Annotated in this window: 17 protein-coding genes and 3 tRNA genes; 8 read left to right on the top strand and 12 right to left on the bottom strand. The window is 57.4% G+C overall.

Going from position 1 to position 20,116, the window contains the following annotated elements; translation table 11 throughout:
- Nucleotides 1-18 precede the first annotated feature (18 nt).
- From BM395_RS01960 to BM395_RS01975, 4 genes are read left to right on the top strand one after another with little or no spacing between them, the layout of a single operon-like run.
- Nucleotides 19-2,775, top strand: coding sequence for an ATP-binding protein (locus tag BM395_RS01960; protein WP_090508691.1), 2,757 nt, complete (start codon nucleotides 19-21; stop codon nucleotides 2,773-2,775).
- A gap of 26 nt (nucleotides 2,776-2,801) precedes the next feature.
- Nucleotides 2,802-3,797 (top strand): 2-hydroxyacid dehydrogenase, encoded by a 996-nt coding sequence (locus BM395_RS01965; RefSeq protein ID WP_090508692.1) that lies wholly within the window; start codon nucleotides 2,802-2,804, stop codon nucleotides 3,795-3,797.
- A gap of 27 nt (nucleotides 3,798-3,824) precedes the next feature.
- Nucleotides 3,825-4,256 carry a hypothetical protein gene (locus tag BM395_RS01970; RefSeq protein WP_069899223.1) on the top strand — a complete coding sequence of 144 codons (432 nt, stop codon included), beginning with the start codon at nucleotides 3,825-3,827 and terminating at the stop codon, nucleotides 4,254-4,256.
- A 2-nt stretch (nucleotides 4,257-4,258) separates the two neighbouring features.
- Complete coding sequence (locus tag BM395_RS01975) at nucleotides 4,259-4,663, top strand: META domain-containing protein (RefSeq protein ID WP_090508693.1); 405 nt, start codon at nucleotides 4,259-4,261, stop codon at nucleotides 4,661-4,663.
- Nucleotides 4,664-4,724: 61 nt separating this feature from the next.
- Here the strand turns inward: BM395_RS01975 and dinB are convergent, their stop codons facing one another.
- From dinB to BM395_RS01995, 5 genes are all read right to left on the bottom strand, one after another.
- The gene (dinB, locus tag BM395_RS01980) at nucleotides 4,725-5,792 is read right to left on the bottom strand and encodes a DNA polymerase IV (protein ID WP_090508694.1); all 1,068 of its coding nucleotides are present in this window, start codon (nucleotides 5,790-5,792) and stop codon (nucleotides 4,725-4,727) included.
- Nucleotides 5,793-5,886: 94 nt separating this feature from the next.
- On the bottom strand, nucleotides 5,887-6,066 hold the full coding sequence (locus tag BM395_RS23095) for a hypothetical protein (RefSeq protein ID WP_141124069.1): 180 nt from the start codon (nucleotides 6,064-6,066) through the stop codon (nucleotides 5,887-5,889).
- Entirely contained in the window at nucleotides 6,036-6,563 is a 528-nt protein-coding gene (locus BM395_RS01985) for a DUF3087 domain-containing protein (protein ID WP_090508695.1), read from the bottom strand. The genes BM395_RS23095 and BM395_RS01985 overlap by 31 nt, the downstream gene beginning before the upstream one ends.
- Nucleotides 6,564-6,692: 129 nt before the next feature.
- Nucleotides 6,693-7,994, bottom strand: coding sequence for an SLC13 family permease (locus tag BM395_RS01990; RefSeq protein WP_069899231.1), 1,302 nt, complete (start codon nucleotides 7,992-7,994; stop codon nucleotides 6,693-6,695).
- A 15-nt stretch (nucleotides 7,995-8,009) separates the two neighbouring features.
- Nucleotides 8,010-8,861: an amidohydrolase family protein gene (locus BM395_RS01995; protein ID WP_090508696.1), complete on the bottom strand. Its 852-nt coding sequence runs from the start codon at nucleotides 8,859-8,861 to the stop codon at nucleotides 8,010-8,012.
- Between the two features lie 178 nt (nucleotides 8,862-9,039).
- On the opposite strand from BM395_RS01995, the gene BM395_RS02000 reads away from it, so the two are divergent.
- On the top strand, nucleotides 9,040-9,777 hold the full coding sequence (locus BM395_RS02000; RefSeq protein WP_090508697.1) for a GntR family transcriptional regulator: 738 nt from the start codon (nucleotides 9,040-9,042) through the stop codon (nucleotides 9,775-9,777).
- Nucleotides 9,778-9,800: 23 nt separating this feature from the next.
- Here the strand turns inward: BM395_RS02000 and BM395_RS02005 are convergent, their stop codons facing one another.
- On the bottom strand, nucleotides 9,801-10,013 hold the full coding sequence (locus BM395_RS02005) for a hypothetical protein (RefSeq protein WP_090508698.1): 213 nt from the start codon (nucleotides 10,011-10,013) through the stop codon (nucleotides 9,801-9,803).
- A gap of 299 nt (nucleotides 10,014-10,312) precedes the next feature.
- Here BM395_RS02005 and BM395_RS02010 point away from each other — a divergent pair.
- The 3 genes from BM395_RS02010 (at nucleotide 10,313) to BM395_RS02020 (ending at nucleotide 11,118) form a co-directional block, all read left to right on the top strand.
- Nucleotides 10,313-10,389: transfer RNA gene (locus BM395_RS02010), tRNA-Met, on the top strand.
- Between the two features lie 266 nt (nucleotides 10,390-10,655).
- Nucleotides 10,656-10,732 (top strand) — tRNA-Met (locus BM395_RS02015).
- A gap of 309 nt (nucleotides 10,733-11,041) precedes the next feature.
- Nucleotides 11,042-11,118: transfer RNA gene (locus tag BM395_RS02020), tRNA-Met, on the top strand.
- Between the two features lie 215 nt (nucleotides 11,119-11,333).
- Here the strand turns inward: BM395_RS02020 and moaA are convergent.
- The 6 genes from moaA to BM395_RS02050 form a co-directional block, all read right to left on the bottom strand.
- Nucleotides 11,334-12,326, bottom strand: a complete 993-nt coding sequence (moaA, locus tag BM395_RS02025) for a GTP 3',8-cyclase MoaA (RefSeq protein ID WP_069899243.1) — start codon at nucleotides 12,324-12,326, stop codon at nucleotides 11,334-11,336.
- Between the two features lie 91 nt (nucleotides 12,327-12,417).
- Entirely contained in the window at nucleotides 12,418-13,347 is a 930-nt protein-coding gene (locus BM395_RS02030; RefSeq protein ID WP_090508699.1) for a peptidylprolyl isomerase, read from the bottom strand.
- A 10-nt stretch (nucleotides 13,348-13,357) separates the two neighbouring features.
- A complete protein-coding gene (gene narI, locus BM395_RS02035; protein WP_090508700.1) occupies nucleotides 13,358-14,038 on the bottom strand; it encodes a respiratory nitrate reductase subunit gamma in 681 nt (226 codons plus the stop codon).
- Nucleotides 14,031-14,786, bottom strand: coding sequence for a nitrate reductase molybdenum cofactor assembly chaperone (narJ, locus tag BM395_RS02040; protein WP_090508701.1), 756 nt, complete (start codon nucleotides 14,784-14,786; stop codon nucleotides 14,031-14,033). The genes narI and narJ overlap by 8 nt, the downstream gene beginning before the upstream one ends.
- Nucleotides 14,787-14,788: 2 nt before the next feature.
- Nucleotides 14,789-16,327 carry a nitrate reductase subunit beta gene (gene narH, locus BM395_RS02045; protein ID WP_069899249.1) on the bottom strand — a complete coding sequence of 513 codons (1,539 nt, stop codon included), beginning with the start codon at nucleotides 16,325-16,327 and terminating at the stop codon, nucleotides 14,789-14,791.
- An 11-nt stretch (nucleotides 16,328-16,338) separates the two neighbouring features.
- On the bottom strand, nucleotides 16,339-20,106 hold the full coding sequence (locus BM395_RS02050) for a nitrate reductase subunit alpha (RefSeq protein ID WP_090508702.1): 3,768 nt from the start codon (nucleotides 20,104-20,106) through the stop codon (nucleotides 16,339-16,341).
- Between the last annotated feature and the right edge of the window lie 10 nt (nucleotides 20,107-20,116).

Raw genomic sequence — 20,116 nt, forward strand, 5'->3', positions numbered from 1 at the left:
ATTTCAAGGAACGTTAGCGTGTTCAACGACCTCGGCATTAAAGGCCGCGTCCTCATGCTCACCCTGCTACCAACCAGCCTGTTGGCGTTGGTTCTGGGCGGGTATTTCACTTGGCTGCAGCTGTCCAGCTTGCAGGAGCAACTGCAGCAGCGCGGCCAGATGATCAGCGAGCAGTTGGCCACACTGGCCGCGCCAGCACTCAAAAGCACTGACCGGGCCCTGCTCCAGCGCGTCGCCAATCACGGCCTTGACCAACCCGATGTGCGCTCCATCAGCTTTCAAGGCATGGACCGCTCACCGCTGGCACATGCCGGACCGAATATGCTCGGCCCTTCCCCGTTCGCGGGCGAAGCGATTCTGGGTGAGGTCAACCTGGAAGACACCACGCGCATCATGTACCCGGTGTTCGACTTCCACATGAGCCTGAGTGGCGACAACAATGCCGAGCGCAAACACGACCAGCTCGGCTGGGTCGAGCTGGAAATGTCGCGCCACAGCACGCTGATTGCCGGTTACCGCAGCCTGCTCACCACCCTGCTGTTGACCCTGGCCGGTTTGCTGGTAACCGCCATGTTGGCGTTCCGCATGAGCCGCACGATTAACGAGCCGCTGTTGCTGATCAAGCAACGGGTTGCCCAGCTTAAAGAAGGCAAGCTCGACACACGCTTGCCGTTGCTCGGCAGTCACGAATTGGACGAGCTGGCGTCGGGCATCAACCGCATGGCCGAGGCCCTGCAAAATGCTCAGGAGGAAATGCAGCACAGCATCGACCAGGCCACGGAAGATGTGCGCCAGAACCTCGAAACCATCGAAATCCAGAACATCGAACTGGATTTCGCGCGCAAGGAAGCACTGGAAGCCAGCCGCATCAAATCCGAATTTCTGGCCAACATGAGCCATGAAATTCGCACGCCACTGAATGGCATTCTGGGCTTCACCAACCTGCTGCTGAAAAGTGAACTGACCCCACGCCAATACGATTACCTTGGCACCATCGAAAAGTCAGCCGACAGCCTGCTGAGCATCATTAACGAGATTCTCGACTTCTCGAAGATCGAAGCCGGCAAACTGGTGCTGGAAAACATGCCGTTCAACCTGCGCGACCTGCTGCAGGAAACCCTGACCATTCTGGCGCCCACGGCGCACGAGAAGCAGCTCGAATTGCTGAGCCTGGTGTATCGCGATGCGCCAATGTCGGTGGTCGGCGACCCGCTTCGCCTCAAGCAGGTGTTGATCAATCTGGTCAGCAATGCGATCAAGTTCACCCGTGAAGGCAGCATCGTGATTCGGGCCATGCTCGAAGATGAAACCCAGGACCGGGCGCAACTGCGGATCAGCGTACAAGACACCGGCATCGGCCTCAGTGAAGAAGACCTGCGCGCACTGTTTCAGGCATTCAGTCAGGCGGACAACTCGATGTCCCGCCAAGCTGGCGGCAGCGGTCTGGGACTGGTGATCTCGAAGCGCCTGATCGAGCAGATGGGCGGCGAAATTGGCGTCGACAGCACGCCGGGGCAAGGCTCCGAATTCTGGATCAGCATCAACCTGCCCAAAGCCCGCAACGACATCGAAGACCTGCCCCGACCGCTGCTGCAAGGCCGCCGCGTGGCCATGATGGAAAGCCGCGAGCTGGCGCGTCAGGCCCTGCAACATCAGCTCGAAGATTGCGCGCTGGTCGCCGAAGCCTACGCCACGCCAGACCTGCTGCTGGACGCCGTCGCCAGCTCGCAACACAGCGCGGAGCCCATCGGACTGGCCGTGATTGGCGCCAGCACGCTGGAACTGCCGCCCGAGCAACTGGATAAATGCATCCGCGCACTCGAGCAGTTGTCCTGCAACAGCATCGTGCTTTGTCCGACCACCGAGCTTGCGATCTACCAGCAGATTCTGCAGTCAACGCAAACCCAGTTGCAGGCAAAACCGGCCTGCACGCGCAAGCTGCAACGCGCAATGATCGAACTGATCAGCCCGCGCCAGCCCATCAGTGAACAACCAACACTGGCACCAAGCCGCGCCCCGCTGGTGCTCTGCGTCGATGACAACCCGGCCAACTTGTTGCTGGTAAAGACCCTGCTGAGTGACATGGGCGCCAACGTTGCCACGGCCGGCAATGGCTTTGATGCAATCAAGCTGACCAAGCAGAACGTCTACGACCTGATCCTCATGGACGTGCAAATGCCCGGCCTGGATGGTCGCCAAACCACCGAACAGATTCGCCAGTGGGAACAGGATCATCAGCGCCAGCCGCTGCCGATCGTGGCACTCACCGCACATGCGATGTCCAACGAGAAGCGCGCCCTGCTGCAATGCGGCATGGACGACTACCTGACCAAACCGGTGAGCGAGCGCCAACTGGCGCAAGTGGTGCTCAAGTGGACCGGTTTGGGCCTGCGCCAATATGCAACAGAACCGTCGCCGGAACCTGTGGTCTCAATTGCCAGCGCCAGAGTGCTCGACAACGAGGAAGGTCTGCGCCTGGCTGCGGGCAAAGCGGACTTGGCTGCTGACATGTTGAGCATGCTGATCGCGGGGCTGCCCGCTGATAAACAGGCGATTCGCCAAGCGCGCAAGGATGCCGACCGCAATGAGCTGCTTGAGCGCGTGCATCGCCTGCACGGCGCCACGCGGTACTGCGGCGTGCCGCAATTGCGCGCGGCCTGTCAGCGCAGCGAAACTTTTCTCAAACAGGAAAATCCCGAGGTCGACAGCGCACTGGACGCACTTGAGGCGGCCATAGAAACACTGGCCAGGGAAGTCTCGGCGGTGCAGCAGTAGCCCGGATCTGAAACCAAGGAGCTGAGATGCGCATCATTTTGTTTAGCTGCAAGCCCTATGACACCGAAAGCTTTGCCAGCGCCGAAATGCCGGCTGCCTGGCACGTGCAAATGCAGGAGGCGCGCCTTTCGGCCGAAACAGCTGCACTGGCTGAGGGCTACGACGTGGTTTGCGCATTTATTAATGATGACCTCAGCGCACCGGTTCTGGAACGCCTGGCCGCTGGCGGTACACGCCTGATTGCCTTGCGTTCGGCGGGTTTCAACCATGTCGACCTGCACGCGGCCAGCCAGCTAGGCCTGCCAGTTGTGCGTGTGCCCGCCTACTCGCCCTATGCGGTTGCCGAACATGCGGTCGCGTTAATCATGACGCTCAACCGGCGCACTCACCGCGCATTCAACCGCACCCGTGAAGGCGACTTCTCGCTGCATGGCCTCACCGGCTTTGACTTGCACGGCAAAACTGTCGGGATAATCGGCTGCGGCAAGATCGGCCTGTCACTTGCCCGGATCATGCGCGGCTTTGGCTGCGCGGTTCTGCTCTACGACCCTTATCCGGTCAGCGGCTTGAGTGAACTGGGCGCCCGCCAGGTGAGCTTGGAAACACTGATCAGCAGCAGCGACATCATGAGCCTGCATTGCCCGCTCACCGAAGGCACGCATCACCTGATCAATGCCGATCGCCTGGCGCAGATGAAAACCGGCGCCATGCTGATCAACACCGGCCGCGGCGCGCTGATCGACACAGTCGCCGTGATTAGCGCCCTGAAAAGCGGCCAGCTCGGTTATCTCGGCCTGGATGTGTACGAAGAAGAGGCCGATGTGTTCTTCGAGGACTATTCGGATCGGCCCTTGCAGGATGACGTGCTGGCGCGACTGCTGACCTTCCCCAATGTGATTTTGACCGCGCATCAGGCTTTTCTGACCCGTGAGGCATTGTCGGGCATTGCCCAAACCACGTTCGACAACATCGAGGCTTGGGCCAAAGGCACACCAATCAATCAGGTTGAGCCCTGCGCGTGATAGCATTTGCTTCCAGCTGGAGGAACCATGGCCGAACACGATTTTCGCTACAACCTGCTCAACCCTGAGCACACCCTGATTGAATGCAAAGCACTCGCTGCTGGTCGTTATCAAGTAACCGGCAACGGAGGCTCGATTCACAACGGCGACACCTTGCAAGTCACCCTCAAAGGCAGCCGTGATCTGAGCATGCGCCTGACGGTGGAGAAAGTCCGTCACCTGATCACCCCGCCCGGCCAATGGGTCGCCGTCGCCAAAGGCCCGGCCTTCAAAGAACTGGCGATCCATAACTGGCAGGTCACCTGCGACAGCTGTGGCAAACAGCTAGACTTTGAATTTGCCGTGGATACCGCGCTTGGCAAACAAGCCGAAGCAGGCGCTGCCGAAGCGCGGATTAGCGAGCTGGGTTGGCTGCGTCGCGACGCCAAACACCTTTGCCCGAAATGTCAGAAGGAATGACGATGAAAGCACTCATAGCTACAAGTCTACTCAGTGTCAGCCTCATTGGATGCTCAGCCATGCCCGTGACTCTGGAAACCGACAAGACCTATCAAGTTGAATGGATCGGCGAACGTCCGCTGATCGACAACAGCCACCTGACGATTACCCTCGGCGCCGACGGCCGTGCTTACGGCAGCGCCGGCTGCAACCACTGGTTCTCGGGTTATAACCGCAATGGCGAAGCCATCAACTTCGTTCAGGCCGGCAGTACCCGTAAAATGTGCCCGCCTGCATTGATGGAGCAAGAGACTCGCTTCCTCAAGGCACTGGCTGAGGTGCAGCGCTGGGACTTCTCCGAGAACGACCAGCTGCGTTTGTGGCCCGCCCAAGGCAAGCCTATTCGCCTGTGGCCGGTTAACGACTGATCCACGCCAGAATCTGCGCGCCGGCTCTGCTTGCAGCCGGGCGCAGGTTTTGCCTCACGCGCTAACGTTCAAACAACTCCAGTTGCTCATGCCGGCCGCGCAAATCCTGCAGCCGCACCCCCACGCCGAGCAATCGCACCGGCTTATTGCCTCGCGCATAGGCGCCACTCAACAACAGCTGATAGCTATCCAGTGATCGCTGCGCCCCGGCCTGCTCCAGCGTGGTTTGGGTGAAGTCATGGAATTTGACCTTCACAAACGGTTTATCCGGTCGATAGCTGGAGTCCAAACGCGCCATGCGCTTTTCCAGTTCAGCCAACAACTCCGGCAATTGCTCAAGGCACGCCTTTAAGTCTGGCAGGTCTTGCAGGTAGGTATTCTCGACGCTCACAGACTGGCGGCGGCTGTCGGTTTGCACAGGGCGATCATCAATCCCGCGCGCCAGCCCCCAGAGCCGCTCACCAAAACTGCCGAACTCGCGCACCAAGCCGAGCTTGTCCCAGGCACGTAAATCGGCACAGGTCGAAATGCCCTGACGAGCGAGTTTCTCGGCGGTGACCTTGCCGACACCGTGCAGTTTGCTCACCGCTAACTCAGCGACGAAGGCATCCACCTCGGGCGGTGTTATCACAAATAAACCATCGGGCTTGCGCCAGTCGCTGGCGATCTTGGCGAGAAATTTGTTCGGCGCCACACCCGCCGACACGGTGATGTGCAAGGTCTGCGAAACGCGCCGGCGAATGTCCGCGGCGATGCGCGTTGCACTGCCGGAAAAAAGCTCGCAGTCAGTGACATCGAGAAATGCTTCATCTAGCGACAGCGGCTCGATAATGTCGGTGTAATCACGAAAGATTGCATGGATCTCCCGCGATACCGCTTTATAAACATCGAAGCGCGGCTTGACGATATACAAGTCCGGACACAGCTTCAGTGCATGCCCGGTGGCCATTGCCGAGCGCACACCATAGGCCCGTGCCTCATAATTGCAGGTCGCAATGACTCCGCGCCGGTCTGCTGCGCCGCCGACAGCCAGCGGTTTGCTCGCCAGGTTTGGATCATCACGCATCTCTACCGCGGCGTAGAAACAGTCGCAGTCGATGTGGATGATTTTTCGTTGCTTCGCGACCAATTAGTCCAGCCACCCAAGAATATGCACGCCGATAGATGCCAACCAAGCCGTGTCTGCGGCCTGTGTGACCGGCAAGGCGCAAATGCACCAGTCTTTACAGCAGCTGATAATACCAACTCTCAAGCGCCATGAGACCTTGAATGACGACCTTGAGGGTGCGCTTGGGCTGGCCAAACCCTGAGCGTGCGCCGCCGTGGCGGAAAACCATCAAGACTGGTTTGGCTCTGCCACGCGGTGTGTCGATCAGCCGTGCTTGGCCAGCGACTCGAGCCATTGGCTGTCGAATTGGGTTTGATCAATCGGCAGGTTCAACGCCTGCATCGCAGTTTTATGCTGATCGATTTCAGCGAGCATCTGCACGTGATCGCTGGAGTTACCGTCCAGACGGTGCATTTGGCTGACGCCCAAATGATAGAAACGCAGCAGCTTGAAACTCAGCGGATCGCCCGCCGCAACGCCGGCTTTCACGTCGTGCATGACATTGGTAATGCGCAGCAGGCTACGCTTGAGTTGCCAGCCATAGACTGCCGACGCCATCCACGGCTGCGACCAGAACACCTGGCGCACCAACGCGATAGTCAGCAGCAAGGCGACAATGACCCCGCCCAGATTCCAATAGAAGTTGTCGCCTCCCGGCTGACCGAACAGCTGCACCGACAGAGTTGAGAATGCCAGGGCAAGCAGCACAAACAACAGCGCAATGCTCCAAGTGCTGCGCCGGGTCTGCTGGCGGTAAACCAGCGGGTCGATTTCCTTGATTGTGAATAGCACCTGCAGCGCACCTTAGTTAATCAGCGTTGATTCGAGCGGGCATTATCACCCGCTCAGTCGCTCACCGGTACTACGCACGCGCAAATTCAATCGCGCAGATACACGCATTTGCGCCTCTCTCAACCTTGCTCAGAGCACAAAACTCAGCACCAGGTTGAACACCAATGCCGCGACAAACCCCAAGGGCGCAGCGCGGAACAGCAGCTTCGGAAAGAACTCGGCACGGCTTTTTTCGGTCGGGCACGAGCCCAGCAGCAAGCTGCCACCGGATGAGAATGGCGAGATAGAGGTTGCCTGCGCGCCGACCACAATGCAGATAAAGATCAACAAAGGATCAATCCCCAGAGACGCTGCAATCGGCGGCACAATCGGGAACAGCGCCGGGGTTACCACGCCCAGCGTGCTGGCAAACAGCGACATCAAAGCTGCCACCACACCAAAGGCGACTGGCACCAACACCGGCGGAATCGAGGTACCAATCCAGGAGGCCAGCAGATCAATCGTGCCCGCCTTGATCGCAATGGCGATGAGCATGCCGACGCCACAAATCATCACCAGTGTCGACCACGGCACAGCCGCCATCGCTTTGCGCTCATCGCCCAGTTTCAGCAGCAAGGCGATGACCGAGAACACACTGGCAATCAGGCCAATGTCCATCTTCGAGTTGATGAAGGTGACTGTCTGGTTGTCTGGAAAAACAATGTGGGCGATTGGCGCCAGCAGCACCAGCGCCATCATCAGCAACGTGAGTTGCAGCGTGACTCTTTGCTCTCTGTTCAGCGGGGTTGGCGGGGTAATGGTGTACGTGGAGCTTTGCATCGACTTCTTATGACCGGTAAACAACATAAAGCCGGTAATCACCAGCAATGGAATGGCCACGGTGCTGGCGAAGATGCCGAAACTGTTAATGAAGGCGGTGTTTTCTGGAATACCCGAATTGACCATCAGGGTGCGGAAAATAATCCCGCTCTGGCTCGATACAAAGTTGGCGCCACCCAGCGCCCCGTAGTTCACCGCCATCGCCCCGAGAATCAAGCTCATGCGGGTGCGCTCGCACAGTAACAAGGTGATTGGCGCCATAAAGGCCAGCACCGTGTAGTAACCAGCGCCCAATGCAGCGATCAACGCCGAGGTAATGAATACTGCGTAAGGCAGCAGGTGCGGGAACCGCCGGCAACTGTAGAGCAGATGCTCAGCTAGCTTTTCCAACGTGCCGTTGACGATGGCAAAGCTGTAGAAAAGGCAGACCGAAAAGATGATAAAGAACATCTTAAGTGGCCACATCATGATCACATCGGAAGGGCTCAGGCCCATCGCGAAGCAGCCGATCAAGTACGCAAATGCAATGGCAAACAAACCAATATTGATCTTGGTCTTGTAGCCCAAAGCTATCGAAATCACGATCGCCGCAATCACCAACAAACTCATCATTGTTCTAGTCGCCTTTTATTGTTCTGTTGCGTCAGCTTGTTGCTGAAATTTAAATAGCTGTGCCGGGTTTTCCAGCAACACCTGGCGGCGCTCAGCAGGATCGGGCAGCAATGCAGTGATCTCGGCAAACTGCGCGACATAATCGGTTTCATGTTCATGGCGGGTATGTGGCCAGTCGCTTCCCCAGAGGAAGCGGTCAACACCGCCACAAGTCGAACGCAATACGCTGACCGACTGCTGCGCCTGTGCACGCGAGGCTTTGCAGCGGTAGGCAGCAGAGAGTTTGATATACAGCTGCGGGCTGCTTGCCAGCAGTTGCATGAATGCTTGATGCGCTGGCAGTTCGGGGTCGATTTGCCCTTCGGGCAGGCCGAAATGATCAATCACCACAGTGACGCCGCTGGCCAGAATTGCCGGCAAAATAGGCGCAAGATCGACCATCGGCCGCTGAATTTCCACTTGCCATTGGCGCCGTGCAAGTCGCGCAAAAAAATCCTGCCACAGCGCACTGCTGTAATCGGCGAGCGGCTTGCCCAGCAGATTCAACCTTACACCGACCACACCGCACGCCTGCATCGCGTCCAACTGCACCTCACTGATGCCCGGTTCAACCACCGCAATCGCGCGCAAACGCTGCGGATACTTGCGCAGCGCCGCGCACAGAAAACTATTGTCAGTCCCGAGAAAACTGGGCTGCACCAGCACCCCGTGAGACAACCCAACGGAGTCTAGCTGGCGCAGATAATCCTCAATCCACGCATCATAGTCGGGGCTGTAACGGCGCCCGTCGGCGAGCGGCAGGTCGCGGCTGAAAATATGCGCGTGGGTGTCAATCCCGGTCAGGGGCGGCAGATGTGAAGTGATCATATAGCAACACTCTGGCTGATTTATTGGTAAGCGCACTGCTCAGAGCACACCTTTTATACAGTCACGAATTCATATATATGTTTATATGACCATATATTCAGAGCTACAGCCTGTCAACCAATGCACCCCGCCATCGGTCGGTGCTAAAGTATGAAAAATTGATTGTCTGGATCTCTATATGCCTTCTTCAAGCTTTAGCTCAGACCAACGCTTGCCGCTGTATCAGCAGCTTCGAGATGAAATGCTGGCCAAGATTGCAGCCGGGGAATGGCGGCCGGGCGAACCGATTCCAACCGAGCAAGAACTGACCAAGAGTTACGGGGTGGCCATTGGCACCATCAGAAAAGCGGTCGACACTCTGGTTGCCGATGGACTGCTGCAACGCAGTCAGGGCCGCGGCACCTTTGTCCGGCGCCCAGATTTCACCTCTTCGCTGTTGCGGTTTTTCCGCCAGGTAAATAGTCAGGGCGAAAAGCAGATTCCCGACAGCCAGATTCTGGCGCGGCAGTTGCTGACGCCCACCGAACAGGTGCGCAAGGCCTTGCAACTTGAGGCAGAGGAGTCGGTGGTGTACCTGCAACGCACCCGCACACTGGATTCGCGCGCAGTGTTCAGCGAGGACATCTGGTTACCCGCTTCGCGTTTCGGCAAGTTGCTTGAGCTGGACCTTGCGGCATTCGGCAACCTGCTTTATCCGTTTTACGAGCAGGAATGCGGGCAAATGATCGCCTCGGCGCAGGAAACCCTCAGCGTCGAGCCGGCAAACAGCAGCGCAGCGGCGCTCCTCGGCATCGCCGACAACGCGCCAGTGGTGGTGATAGAACGGATCGCCCTGAGCTATGACCGCAGCCCACTGGAGTACCGCATCTCGCGCGGAGCGGCCGATACCTTTCGCTATCAGGTCGAGATTTCCTAGACCGCTCCAGTGGCAAGAGGGAGTTACTGAGCTTGAGCGGCCGGCGTTGCAGCAGCAGGCGCTTGAGTATCGCTCTCGGGTTTATCCATATAGGCGCGGATAACCAGGATCACGATCAGGAAAAAGGCCGCCATGGGCAATAACTTGCTCGGCGCGGGCAACTCGACTCCGCAAGCGGGGCAATGCGTCTGCCCGCGCCCTACTTTGGCGCCACACCCTTTACATTTTGCTTGCATCAATATTGTCTCCTTTAAAACCAACGCCGTTTTACCCGATACCGGCCCAAGCGTCACGCACTGGCGATTTACTTGACTGCAACAGCAGGGCTAGCAGGCATACGCCTAAGCCAGCACGACCTTTAATCTTAGCCACTCGCGAATGACCGTTTTATGACCTATAAACTGCACCGAAACCCAGCGCTGGCAGGGGCCCAAGCAATTCGGAGCAATCCATATTGACGCTAAGCGATTGAAGATAAAATAGTTTTTCCAACGTTAGCGGTTGACAGCAAGCCTCAGAAGCATAGAATGGCGACCGCGGGATGGAGCAGTCTGGTAGCTCGTCGGGCTCATAACCCGAAGGTCGTCGGTTCAAATCCGGCTCCCGCAACCAGATTCATGCATGAGGCCTCGACAGTGAAAACTGCCGGGGCCTTTTGCTATCTGCGATATACACAAACAGAGTCTCCCCCTACTTCAAGCGCACATCGATAAACCTGGCTCTCACGCTTCTCTTTCTAGCGGGCTGCGCACTGGCGCTGGCACCTGCACTGAATCCTTACCCAACCAAGCCCACTCAAACGCAGGCCTTCTGGCTGATAAACAGGGGCTTTCCCATATAAAAGTTGACAGCCGGGTTAAAGACGCTAGAATGGCGGCCGCGGGATGGAGCAGTCTGGTAGCTCGTCGGGCTCATAACCCGAAGGTCGTCGGTTCAAATCCGGCTCCCGCAACCAGATTCATGCATAAGGCCTCGACAGTGAAAGCTGCCGGGGCCTTTTGCTGTGCGGCGCATTTCAGTTGCCGCCATGCGGTTCACTTTTCCAAACTGCAGCTCTCCTGTAGCACTCGGGGCATGTCACCTATTTGCTACGTGCCAGTACGCGAAATGCACTCCGGCGTCGTCTGGAAATATATCTCCAGCACCGCTCAGCAAGCGCAAATACATCGCTTAACGCCTGACCTGTGCGCTAAATAATTGAAGATAAAACAGTTTTTTCCGCCCTCACGGTTGACACACACACTCAGAAGCATAGAATGGCGGCCGCGGGATGGAGCAGTCTGGTAGCTCGTCGGGCTCATAACCCGAAGGTCGTCGGTTCAAATCCGGCTCCCGCAACCAGATTCATGCATGAGGCCTCGACAGTGAAAACTGCCGGGGCCTTTTGCTGTGTGGGCTATTTTATTCGCGCGTGTTTGTCGGCTATGTTTTCGCTTTAGCGGATAACAAAAGCGCATCGCGCCCGAAGCAGAACATCGACAAAAGAGTCGGGCCTGTGTTTTTCGCCCAGCAAAAAGGCCGCACACGGCGACCTTTGCAAAACAGCCAATTACGCCTCAGCCACCTGTGGCATTCATGAAGCGCACCACCTGAATGTCGTTGTCATGGGTGAACTCATGGCGCTCTGGCTTGCGCTGTAGCCCTGCCCCCACCGCGTCGAGCAACGGCTGATCGTTCTCGGGATAACGGCGCAGCAGAGCGCGCAGATCAACCGAGTTCTCATGGCCCAAACACAGGAGCAGCCGCCCTTCTACGGTCAGGCGCACACGGTTGCAGGTGGCGCAGAAGTTATGCGAGTGCGGCGAGATAAAGCCAATACGGCTTTGCGCAAACCCTTCAAGGCGAATGTAACGTGCAGGGCCGCCACTTTGCTCGGCGCTGTCGATAATCGAGTAGCGCTCGGCAATCAGGTCTCGCACCTGATCACTGGCAAAGAAGCTCTCGCCGCGCGAGCGCCCGACATCGCCCAGCGGCATTTCCTCGATAAAGGTGATATCAAGGTCTCGGGCCAGGGCAAACTCAACCAGGTCGAGTACTTCATCTTCATTGCGTCCGGCCATGGCCACAGTGTTCAGCTTGATTCGCTCAAAGCCGGCCTGGCGCGCAGCCTCAATGCCATCGAGCACCTGCTGGAGATCGCCAGTGCGGGTGATCGCGTGAAATTTATCGGCCTGCAAACTATCCAGGCTGATATTCAGTCGCTTGACCCCGGCGTCTGCCAACGGCTTCGCCAGCTTGACCAACTGCGAACCATTGGTGGTCATCACCAGTTCGCGCAAACCTGGCAGTGCTGCGATTTGCTCGCAAAGCCCGACGATGCCCCGGCGTACCAGAGGCTCTCCACCGGTCAGGCGGATCTTCTTTACGCCTTGCCCGACAAACAGTGCGGCCAGACGATAAAGTTCTTCCAGAGAAAGGATTTGCTCACGCGGCAGAAACGTCATTTCTTCCGCCATGCAATAGACACAGCGAAAATCACAGCGATCAGTCACCGACATTCGCAAGTAGTCGATATGCCGACCAAATCCATCCTGCATCGAACCGTGCATCTGTGACTCCTGTTAATGACTCATGCGCACACGCCCTGAGGGTCTGTTATTTCGCTGAACAAGGCAACATCCATGTCGCCGACTTTGAAGGTTATTGCACCAAAGGAGAATCCGCTCCTTCAAGCAAAATACCTTGTATGTCTGCCTGCCCAATCAAACCCTTGATGTACTGCACCAGCGCCACCTGCCAAACACGCTGATCAAGCTCGGTGCGAATCGAGCCGACAACTGCAGTATAGGGCAGTAACTCACCTTCGATTCGTTGATCGATCCAGACCACATGGTAACCATAGCGGCTCTCGATTGGTTGCGCAGCCAAGCCCAGCGGCAAACGAAACAGTTGCCGCTCAAACTCAGGCACGGTCTGGCCTTTACTGATCTGGCCCAGCGCGCCGCCTTGTTGCTTTGACGGACAATCGGAATGAGCCAATGCCAGTTCAGCGAAGCGTTTTTTATCGCTTTGCAGTTGCACAATCAAGGCATCCGCCTGCTCACGCGCCTTGCTGCATGCCATCGCATCTTCCGGGTCGGCCGCGAGCAATATATGCCGCGCTGCTATCAGAGGCGCACTGGAATAACGCTTACGGTTTTTATCGAAGTACTGCTGACAGGCCGCCTCATCAGCACGCGGCAATTCAATCTCCCGTTCGATCAGCGCGCTGATTTGCGCCTCCTCTTCGCTCTCCGCCCCTTGCCTCATTACCTTTAAGTTGAGCGCATTGACGCGCTGGCGGAGCAACTCTCGAATCACCAGCGCCTGGCTTGCCAAGAACACCGCCTCATTGCGCGTGGGAGCGGCGTGGTATTGCAGCTCCAACGCAATCTGCTCTTGCTCGATAACAATGCCGTTGACCTTGATCCGCGGCCATTCCTGCTCGCTGCTGGCGATCAACTCTACCGGCGCAGCACTGGGTTCAACTGCAGCCGGAACAAATGTCTGGACGCCGGCCCCTTGGGCAACCGCAGCGTTGCTGCCGTTGCACGAGCCGCTATGCCCATTGTGAGGTTGTTGAATACTCATCAGCCACTCCTCAGCCTTTCTGGCGAACGATTTGATAACGACGACCCAAGTACCAGATTGGCGCGCTGACCATGTGCACCAGACGGGTAAAGGGGAACAGTACGAACAAGGTCATGCCGAGGAATACGTGCAGCTTGTAGACCAAGCCGACGCCGGCAATATTTTCCGCCGCCACCATGGGTTGCAATGTGACCAAGGCTTGCGCCCAGTTACCCAGCAGAATCATCACCGAGCCATCGAGGTGAGCGGTCGAGGCAAAGATGGTGCCGAGACCGAGCAGCAACTGCGCCAGCAGCACCAGCAGAATCATCACATCCGAGAAGCTCGACGAAGCGCGCACCCGAGGGTCAGTGAGACGGCGATGGATCAGCATGAGCAAACCGACCAGGCAGATCACACCGAATATGCCACCCGAGACCATTGCCAGCAGTTGCTTGTTTTCAGTGCTGATCACATGGTGATACAGCGCAGGCGGTGTCAGCAGTCCGACAAAATGTCCGGCCAGTACAAACAGAACCCCGACATGGAACATGTTGCTGGCCATGCGCATGCCTTTGTTACTGAGCATTTGGCTTGAACCGGTCTTCCAGGTGTACTGCGAAAGGTCAAACCGCGCCCAACTGCCAATCAGGCAAATAGCCAGCGCAACGTAGGGATAAACCCCGAATAACAGCAAGTTTGTGTTAGACATCCTGCACCTCCCGAAACTGTGGCTCGCGCTTATCGTCCGTATTGAAATCGACCCAATGCATGGGCACCGGCAGCTCTTCGCGAGCTTTGCCGGGCGCGGTGGTCTGGCTTGGGCAACGGTCTTGTTGCTCGGCCTGAAGGAAGTCGACGGCCTCCTCCTCCCAGACCTTGTCCAGTGCTTCGAGCGAGTCGTCGCGTACTTCTGCGGCAACCTGTTCACGCACTTCGGCAACAGCCGCGCTGGGCTCTGCCCCCGCAATCTGCAGCAGTGCCCGCATGCAACTGGCGTAGCTGCTCTCACGCTCATCAAGGCGCGCGGCCAGCAATGCCAGTAAATGCGCGACATCGGCCAGCCCTTCACGGGCTTTCAAGTCTTCACAGGTCGACAGATATTCGAGATACAACGGGATGTAATCGGGCAACTCCTTGACCCCGATATCAAACCCGTCGGCCTCGTACTGCGCCATCATGTCGACCATGGCCTGGCCGCGGTCACGCGACTCGCCATGCACATGTTCAAACAACAAAAGAGACAGTGAACGACCCCGACCAAACAGCGCGCTGTAATGCTCCTGGCTGTCCATCAGGTCGCCGCCGGTGATGTCTTCCAGTAACACCTGCACCGCCGCACGTTGCTGCGGGCTGATCTCACGCGATGCGTTAATGGCGGCGCTCAACTCAGTGCGCGCCTCGACCAGTTGCTCGGTCGGGTAATCCAGCAGCAGGGAAATCACTTTGAGAATTTGCATGCTCAATCCTCCCAGATCTGCACGGTTTTCAGGATGTCGCGCTGGGTGGCCTTTTTAGCGCCAAACATGTTGGTATCCGAACTGCCATTGCAGCCACTGCCGAAGCTGAAACCACAGCCCGAGCGCTCGGCGAATGCGTCGCTCATGGCCTCTTCGCGGTGCGCACTCGGGATCACGTAGCGATCCTCGTAATTGGCGATGGCCAGATAGCGGTACATATCTTCGACCTGCAATTCCGTCAGGCCCACGTCTTCCAACACTTTCAGGTCGCGCACACCGTCTACTTGCTGCGCACGCTTATAGGCACGCATGGCCAGCAAACGCTTGAGCGCCAGCTTCACCGGTTTTTCGTCACCGGCAGTCAGCAGATTGGCCAGATAACGCAGCGGAATGCGCAGGCTATCGACGTCCGGCAGCACACCATCCATGCTGATGTGACCGGCTTGTGCGGCGTTCTGGATCGGCGACAGTGGCGGCACATACCAGACCATCGGCAAGGTGCGATATTCCGGGTGCAGCGGCAGCGCCAACTGCCAGTCGACAGCAAGCTTGTAAACCGGCGACTTCTGCGCCGCTTCGATCACTGACATCGCCACTCCATCGGCCAGCGCCTGCTTGATCACAGCCGGATCGTTCGGGTCGAGAAAGATCTCCAACTGCTTCTGATACAGGTCCTGCTCACTGGCAGTACTCGCCACTTCGGCGATACGGTCTGCGTCATACAACAACACGCCGAGATAACGGATACGCCCGACGCAGGTTTCGGAGCACACGGTAGGCATACCCGCTTCAATACGCGGATAACAGAAGATGCACTTCTCGGACTTACCGCTTTTCCAGTTGTAGTAAATCTTCTTGTAAGGGCAACCGCTGATGCACATGCGCCAGCCACGGCATTTTTCCTGATCGATCAGGACGATGCCGTCTTCTTCACGCTTGTAGATCGCACCACTCGGGCACGAAGCAGCGCAGGCGGGATTCAGGCAGTGCTCGCACAGGCGCGGCAGGTACATCATGAAAGTATTTTCATACTCGCCATAGATATCCGCCTGGATATTGTCGAAGTTGCGGTCCTTGCGGCGCTTGGCGAACTCGGTGCCGAGAATTTCTTCCCAGTTCGGCCCCCATTCAATCTTTTCCATGCGCTTGCCGCTGATCAACGAGCGTGGCCGGGCAATCGGCTGATGTTGACCTAGCGGCGCGGTGTGCAGGTGCTGATAGTCAAAGTCGAATGGCTCGTAGTAATCATCAATCACCGGCAAATCGGGGTTGGCAAAAATGTTCGCCAACACTCGAAATTTACCGCCAATTTTTGGGTTGATCGAACCATCGGCGTTACGAATCCAGCCGCCTTTCCACTTGTCCTGGTTTTCCCACTCTTTGGGGTAACCAATGCCGGGTTTGGTTTCGACGTTATTGAACCAGGCGTATTCCATCCCTTCACGGCTGGTCCAAACGTTCTTACAGGTCACCGAACAGGTGTGGCAACCGATGCATTTGTCCAGGTTCAGGACCATGCCAACTTGTGAGCGAATCTTCATGGCAACTTCCCTCAAATATTCTGTGGCAGTGGTTGTGGCAAAGCGTCGTCACCCAAACCGCCAACATCGGTGCCATCGAGCCAGTCAACCTTGTGCATCTTGCGCACCACGACGAATTCGTCGCGGTTACAGCCCACCGTGCCGTAATAGTTAAAGCCGTACGATTGCTGCGCATAACCGCCAATCATGTGGGTCGGTTTGAGCACCACACGGGTGACCGAGTTATGGTGGCCGCCACGGGTTTTAGTGGTTTCCGCGCCGGGCAGATTCACGATCCGTTCCTGGGCGTGGTACATCATCACCATGCCGTCTTTAACCCGCTGGCTGACCACTGCACGCGCGGTCAAGGCGCCGTTGGCGTTAAAGCATTCGACCCAATCGTTGTCTTCAATCCCGGCGCTTTTCGCATCGTTCTCAGACAGCCAGATAATCGGTCCGCCACGGCTCAGCGTGAGCATCAACAAGTTATCTGTGTACGTGCTGTGAATGCCCCATTTCTGGTGCGGCGTGATCCAGTTGAGAACGATTTCTTTGTTGCCGTTGGGCCGCTGATCCTTCACCACTTCAATCGTGCGGGTGTTGACTGGCGGCCGATAACTCATCATCTGCTCGCCGAAAGCCTCCATCCACGGATGGTCCTGATAGAACTGCTGACGCCCGGTAATCGTGCGCCACGGGATGAACTCGTGAACGTTGGTGTAACCAGCGTTGTAGCTGACGTTCTCGTCTTCCAGCCCCGACCACGTCGGGCTGGAAATAATCTTGCGCGGCTGCGCTTGAATATCGCGGAAGCGGATCGCTTCGTGCGCCTTTGGCTTGGCCAAATGGGTGTGATCGAGACCGGTGAACTCCGACAGCGCAGCCCACGCCTTAACGGCCACATGACCATTGGTTTCTGGCGCCAGCGAGAGGATGACTTCGGCTGCATCAATTGCCGTTTGAATCTGCGGGCGACCTTTGCTGACGCCTTCATCGGTGACCTTGTGATTCAAGCTGCCGAGGAAATCGACCTCATGCTGGGTGTTCCAGCTAATGCCCTTACCGCCATTACCCAACTTGTCGAGTAACGGGCCGAGCGAGGTGAATTGCTTGTAGATATTCGGGTAGTCGCGCTCAACCACCATCATGTTCGGGCAGTTCTTGCCCGGCACCGGATCTTCACCGGCGGTTTTCCAATCGGTGCCGCCATACGGCTGAGCCAACTCTCCCGGGGTATCGTGAAGCAGCGGCACGGTGACCAGATCCTGCTCGACACCCAAATGGCCCTCGGCCATTTTCGAGAAATGCTTGGCGATGCCTTTGTATATTTCCCAGTCGGAACGCGACTCCCAGGCCGGATCAATTGCCGCGGACAGCGGGTGAATGAACGGGTGCATGTCGGACGTGTTCATGTCGTCCTTCTCGTACCAGGTGGCCGTTGGCAGAACGATGTCTGAGTAAACACAGGTTGATGACATGCGGAAATCGAGAGTCGTGACCAAATCGATCTTGCCGATTGCACCCTCCTCGACCCACTCGACTTCCTTGGGAATAGCGCCGCCGGTTTTGCCGATGTCTTCGTTCATCACACCGTTCTTGGTACCGAGGAAATACTTGAGCATGTACTCATGGCCCTTGCCGGAAGAACCCAGCAAGTTAGAGCGCCAAATGAACATATTGCGCGGGAAGTTATCGGGATTATCCGGCTGCTCACAGGCAAAGCGCAGGCTGCCATCTTTCAGCGACTGAGTGACGTAATCGACCGGCGACAACCCTGCAGCCGCCGCATCACGGGTGATCTGCAACGGGTTACGGTTAAGCTGCGGCGCGCTTGGCAACCAGCCGCCACGCTCGGCCTGAATGTTGTAGTCGAGCGCGTGCTCTGGGAACTTCGACTTGTCGGCCATTGGCGAGAGCACGTCGTGCATGTTGAGCTTCTCGTGGCGCCACTGCGAACTGTGGTTGTAGAAGAAACTGGTGCCGTTCATTTGGCGTGGCGGACGGCTCCAGTCCAGTCCAAATGCCAACGGTAACCAGCCACACTGCGGCCGCAGTTTTTCCTGCCCGACATAATGCGCCCAACCGCCGCCAGTCTGGCCCACACAGCCGCAGAGCATGAGCATGTTGATCAGCCCGCGGTAGTTCATGTCCATGTGATACCAGTGGTTCATCGCCGCTCCGACGATGATCATGGAGCGACCTTTGGTCTTGTCGGCGTTATCCGCAAATTCGCGGGCAATCTGAATCGCTTTCTCGCGGCTGACACCAGTAATCTGCTCTTGCCAAGCCGGGGTGCCCGGCACGGTGGCATCGTCATAGCTGCAGGCCACATTGCTGCCGCCGATCCCGCGGTCGATGCCCAGATTAGCGGCCATCAAGTCAAACACGCTGGCCACTTTGGCTGTGCTGCCATCGGCAAGGGTGATGCTGCGAGTCGGCACGCGACGTAGCTGGATCTCTTCGCCTTGAACATGCTGAAAGTAGTCGTGGGTCTGGCCGCCGAAATACGGAAACGCCACGTCACTGGACTCTCCGCTGTCTATCAGGCTGAGCGTGAGATCGACCTCACGGCCGGCGCCACCCTCACGCGCCTCAATGTTCCACTTGCCCTTCTCACCCCAGCGATAACCAATCGAGCCTTGCGGTGAAACCAGCTCGCCACTGGCATCAATGGCGATTGTTTTCCACTCGGGGTTATTCTCCTGACCGAGGTTATCGGCCAGATCAGAGGCGCGCAGGAAACGCCCGGCGCTGTAGCCTTCATCACGTGACTCCAGCAGAACCAGCACCGGCAAGTCGGTGTAGCGTTTGGCGTAATCAGTGAAATAAGCGCTGGGCTTTTCCAGGTGAAATTCTTTGAAGATCACATGGGCAAACGACTGCGCCAGTGCCGCATCCGTGCCCTGCTTCGGGTTCAGCCACTGATCGGTCAGCTTGGCGACTTCGGCATAGTCCGGCGTAATTGCCACGGTCTTGGTGCCTTTGTAACGAACCTCGGTAAAGAAGTGCGCATCGGGCGTACGTGTCTGCGGTACGTTAGAGCCCCAGGCAATGATGTAGTTGGAGTTGTACCAGTCAGCCGATTCCGGCACGTCGGTTTGCTCACCCCACACCTGCGGTGAGGCCGGTGGCAAATCGCAGTACCAGTCGTAGAAGCTCAGGCACACACCGCCGATCATCGACAGATAACGCGCGCCTGCGGCGTAGCTGACCATCGACATCGCCGGAATGGGCGAGAAGCCAACCACGCGATCCGGGCCATATTGCTTGGTGGTGTATACGTTGGCAGCGGCGATGATTTTATTGACTTCATCCCAATGCGAACGGATGAAACCGCCCATGCCGCGCTTGCTTTTGTAGCTCTCAGCCTTGACCGGGTCTTCAACAATGCTCTGCCACGCCTCAACCGGCGCCATCGTTGCGCGGGCTTCGCGCCAGAGTTTGAGCAGCGGCTTGCGCACCTTCGGATACTTGAGGCGGTTGGCGCTGTATATGTACCAGCTGTAACTGGCGCCTCGCGGGCAACCACGTGGCTCGTGGTTAGGCAAGTCATTGCGCGTACGCGGATAATCGGTCTGCTGGGTTTCCCAGGTGATCAATCCATTCTTGACGTAAATCTTCCACGAACAAGAACCGGTGCAGTTAACCCCGTGCGTTGAGCGTACGATTTTGTCGTACTGCCAACGGGCGCGATAAACGTTTTCCCAGTCCCGGGACTCCTTGCGCGTTTCGCCGTGTCCATTGGCGAACTCACCCTGCTTGCGTTTAAAAAAGCGCAGCTGATCGAGTATATGGCTCATTTATCAATCC

It is taken from the genome of Pseudomonas marincola, from assembly GCF_900116605.1.
Taxonomy (GTDB): domain Bacteria; phylum Pseudomonadota; class Gammaproteobacteria; order Pseudomonadales; family Pseudomonadaceae; genus Aquipseudomonas; species Aquipseudomonas marincola.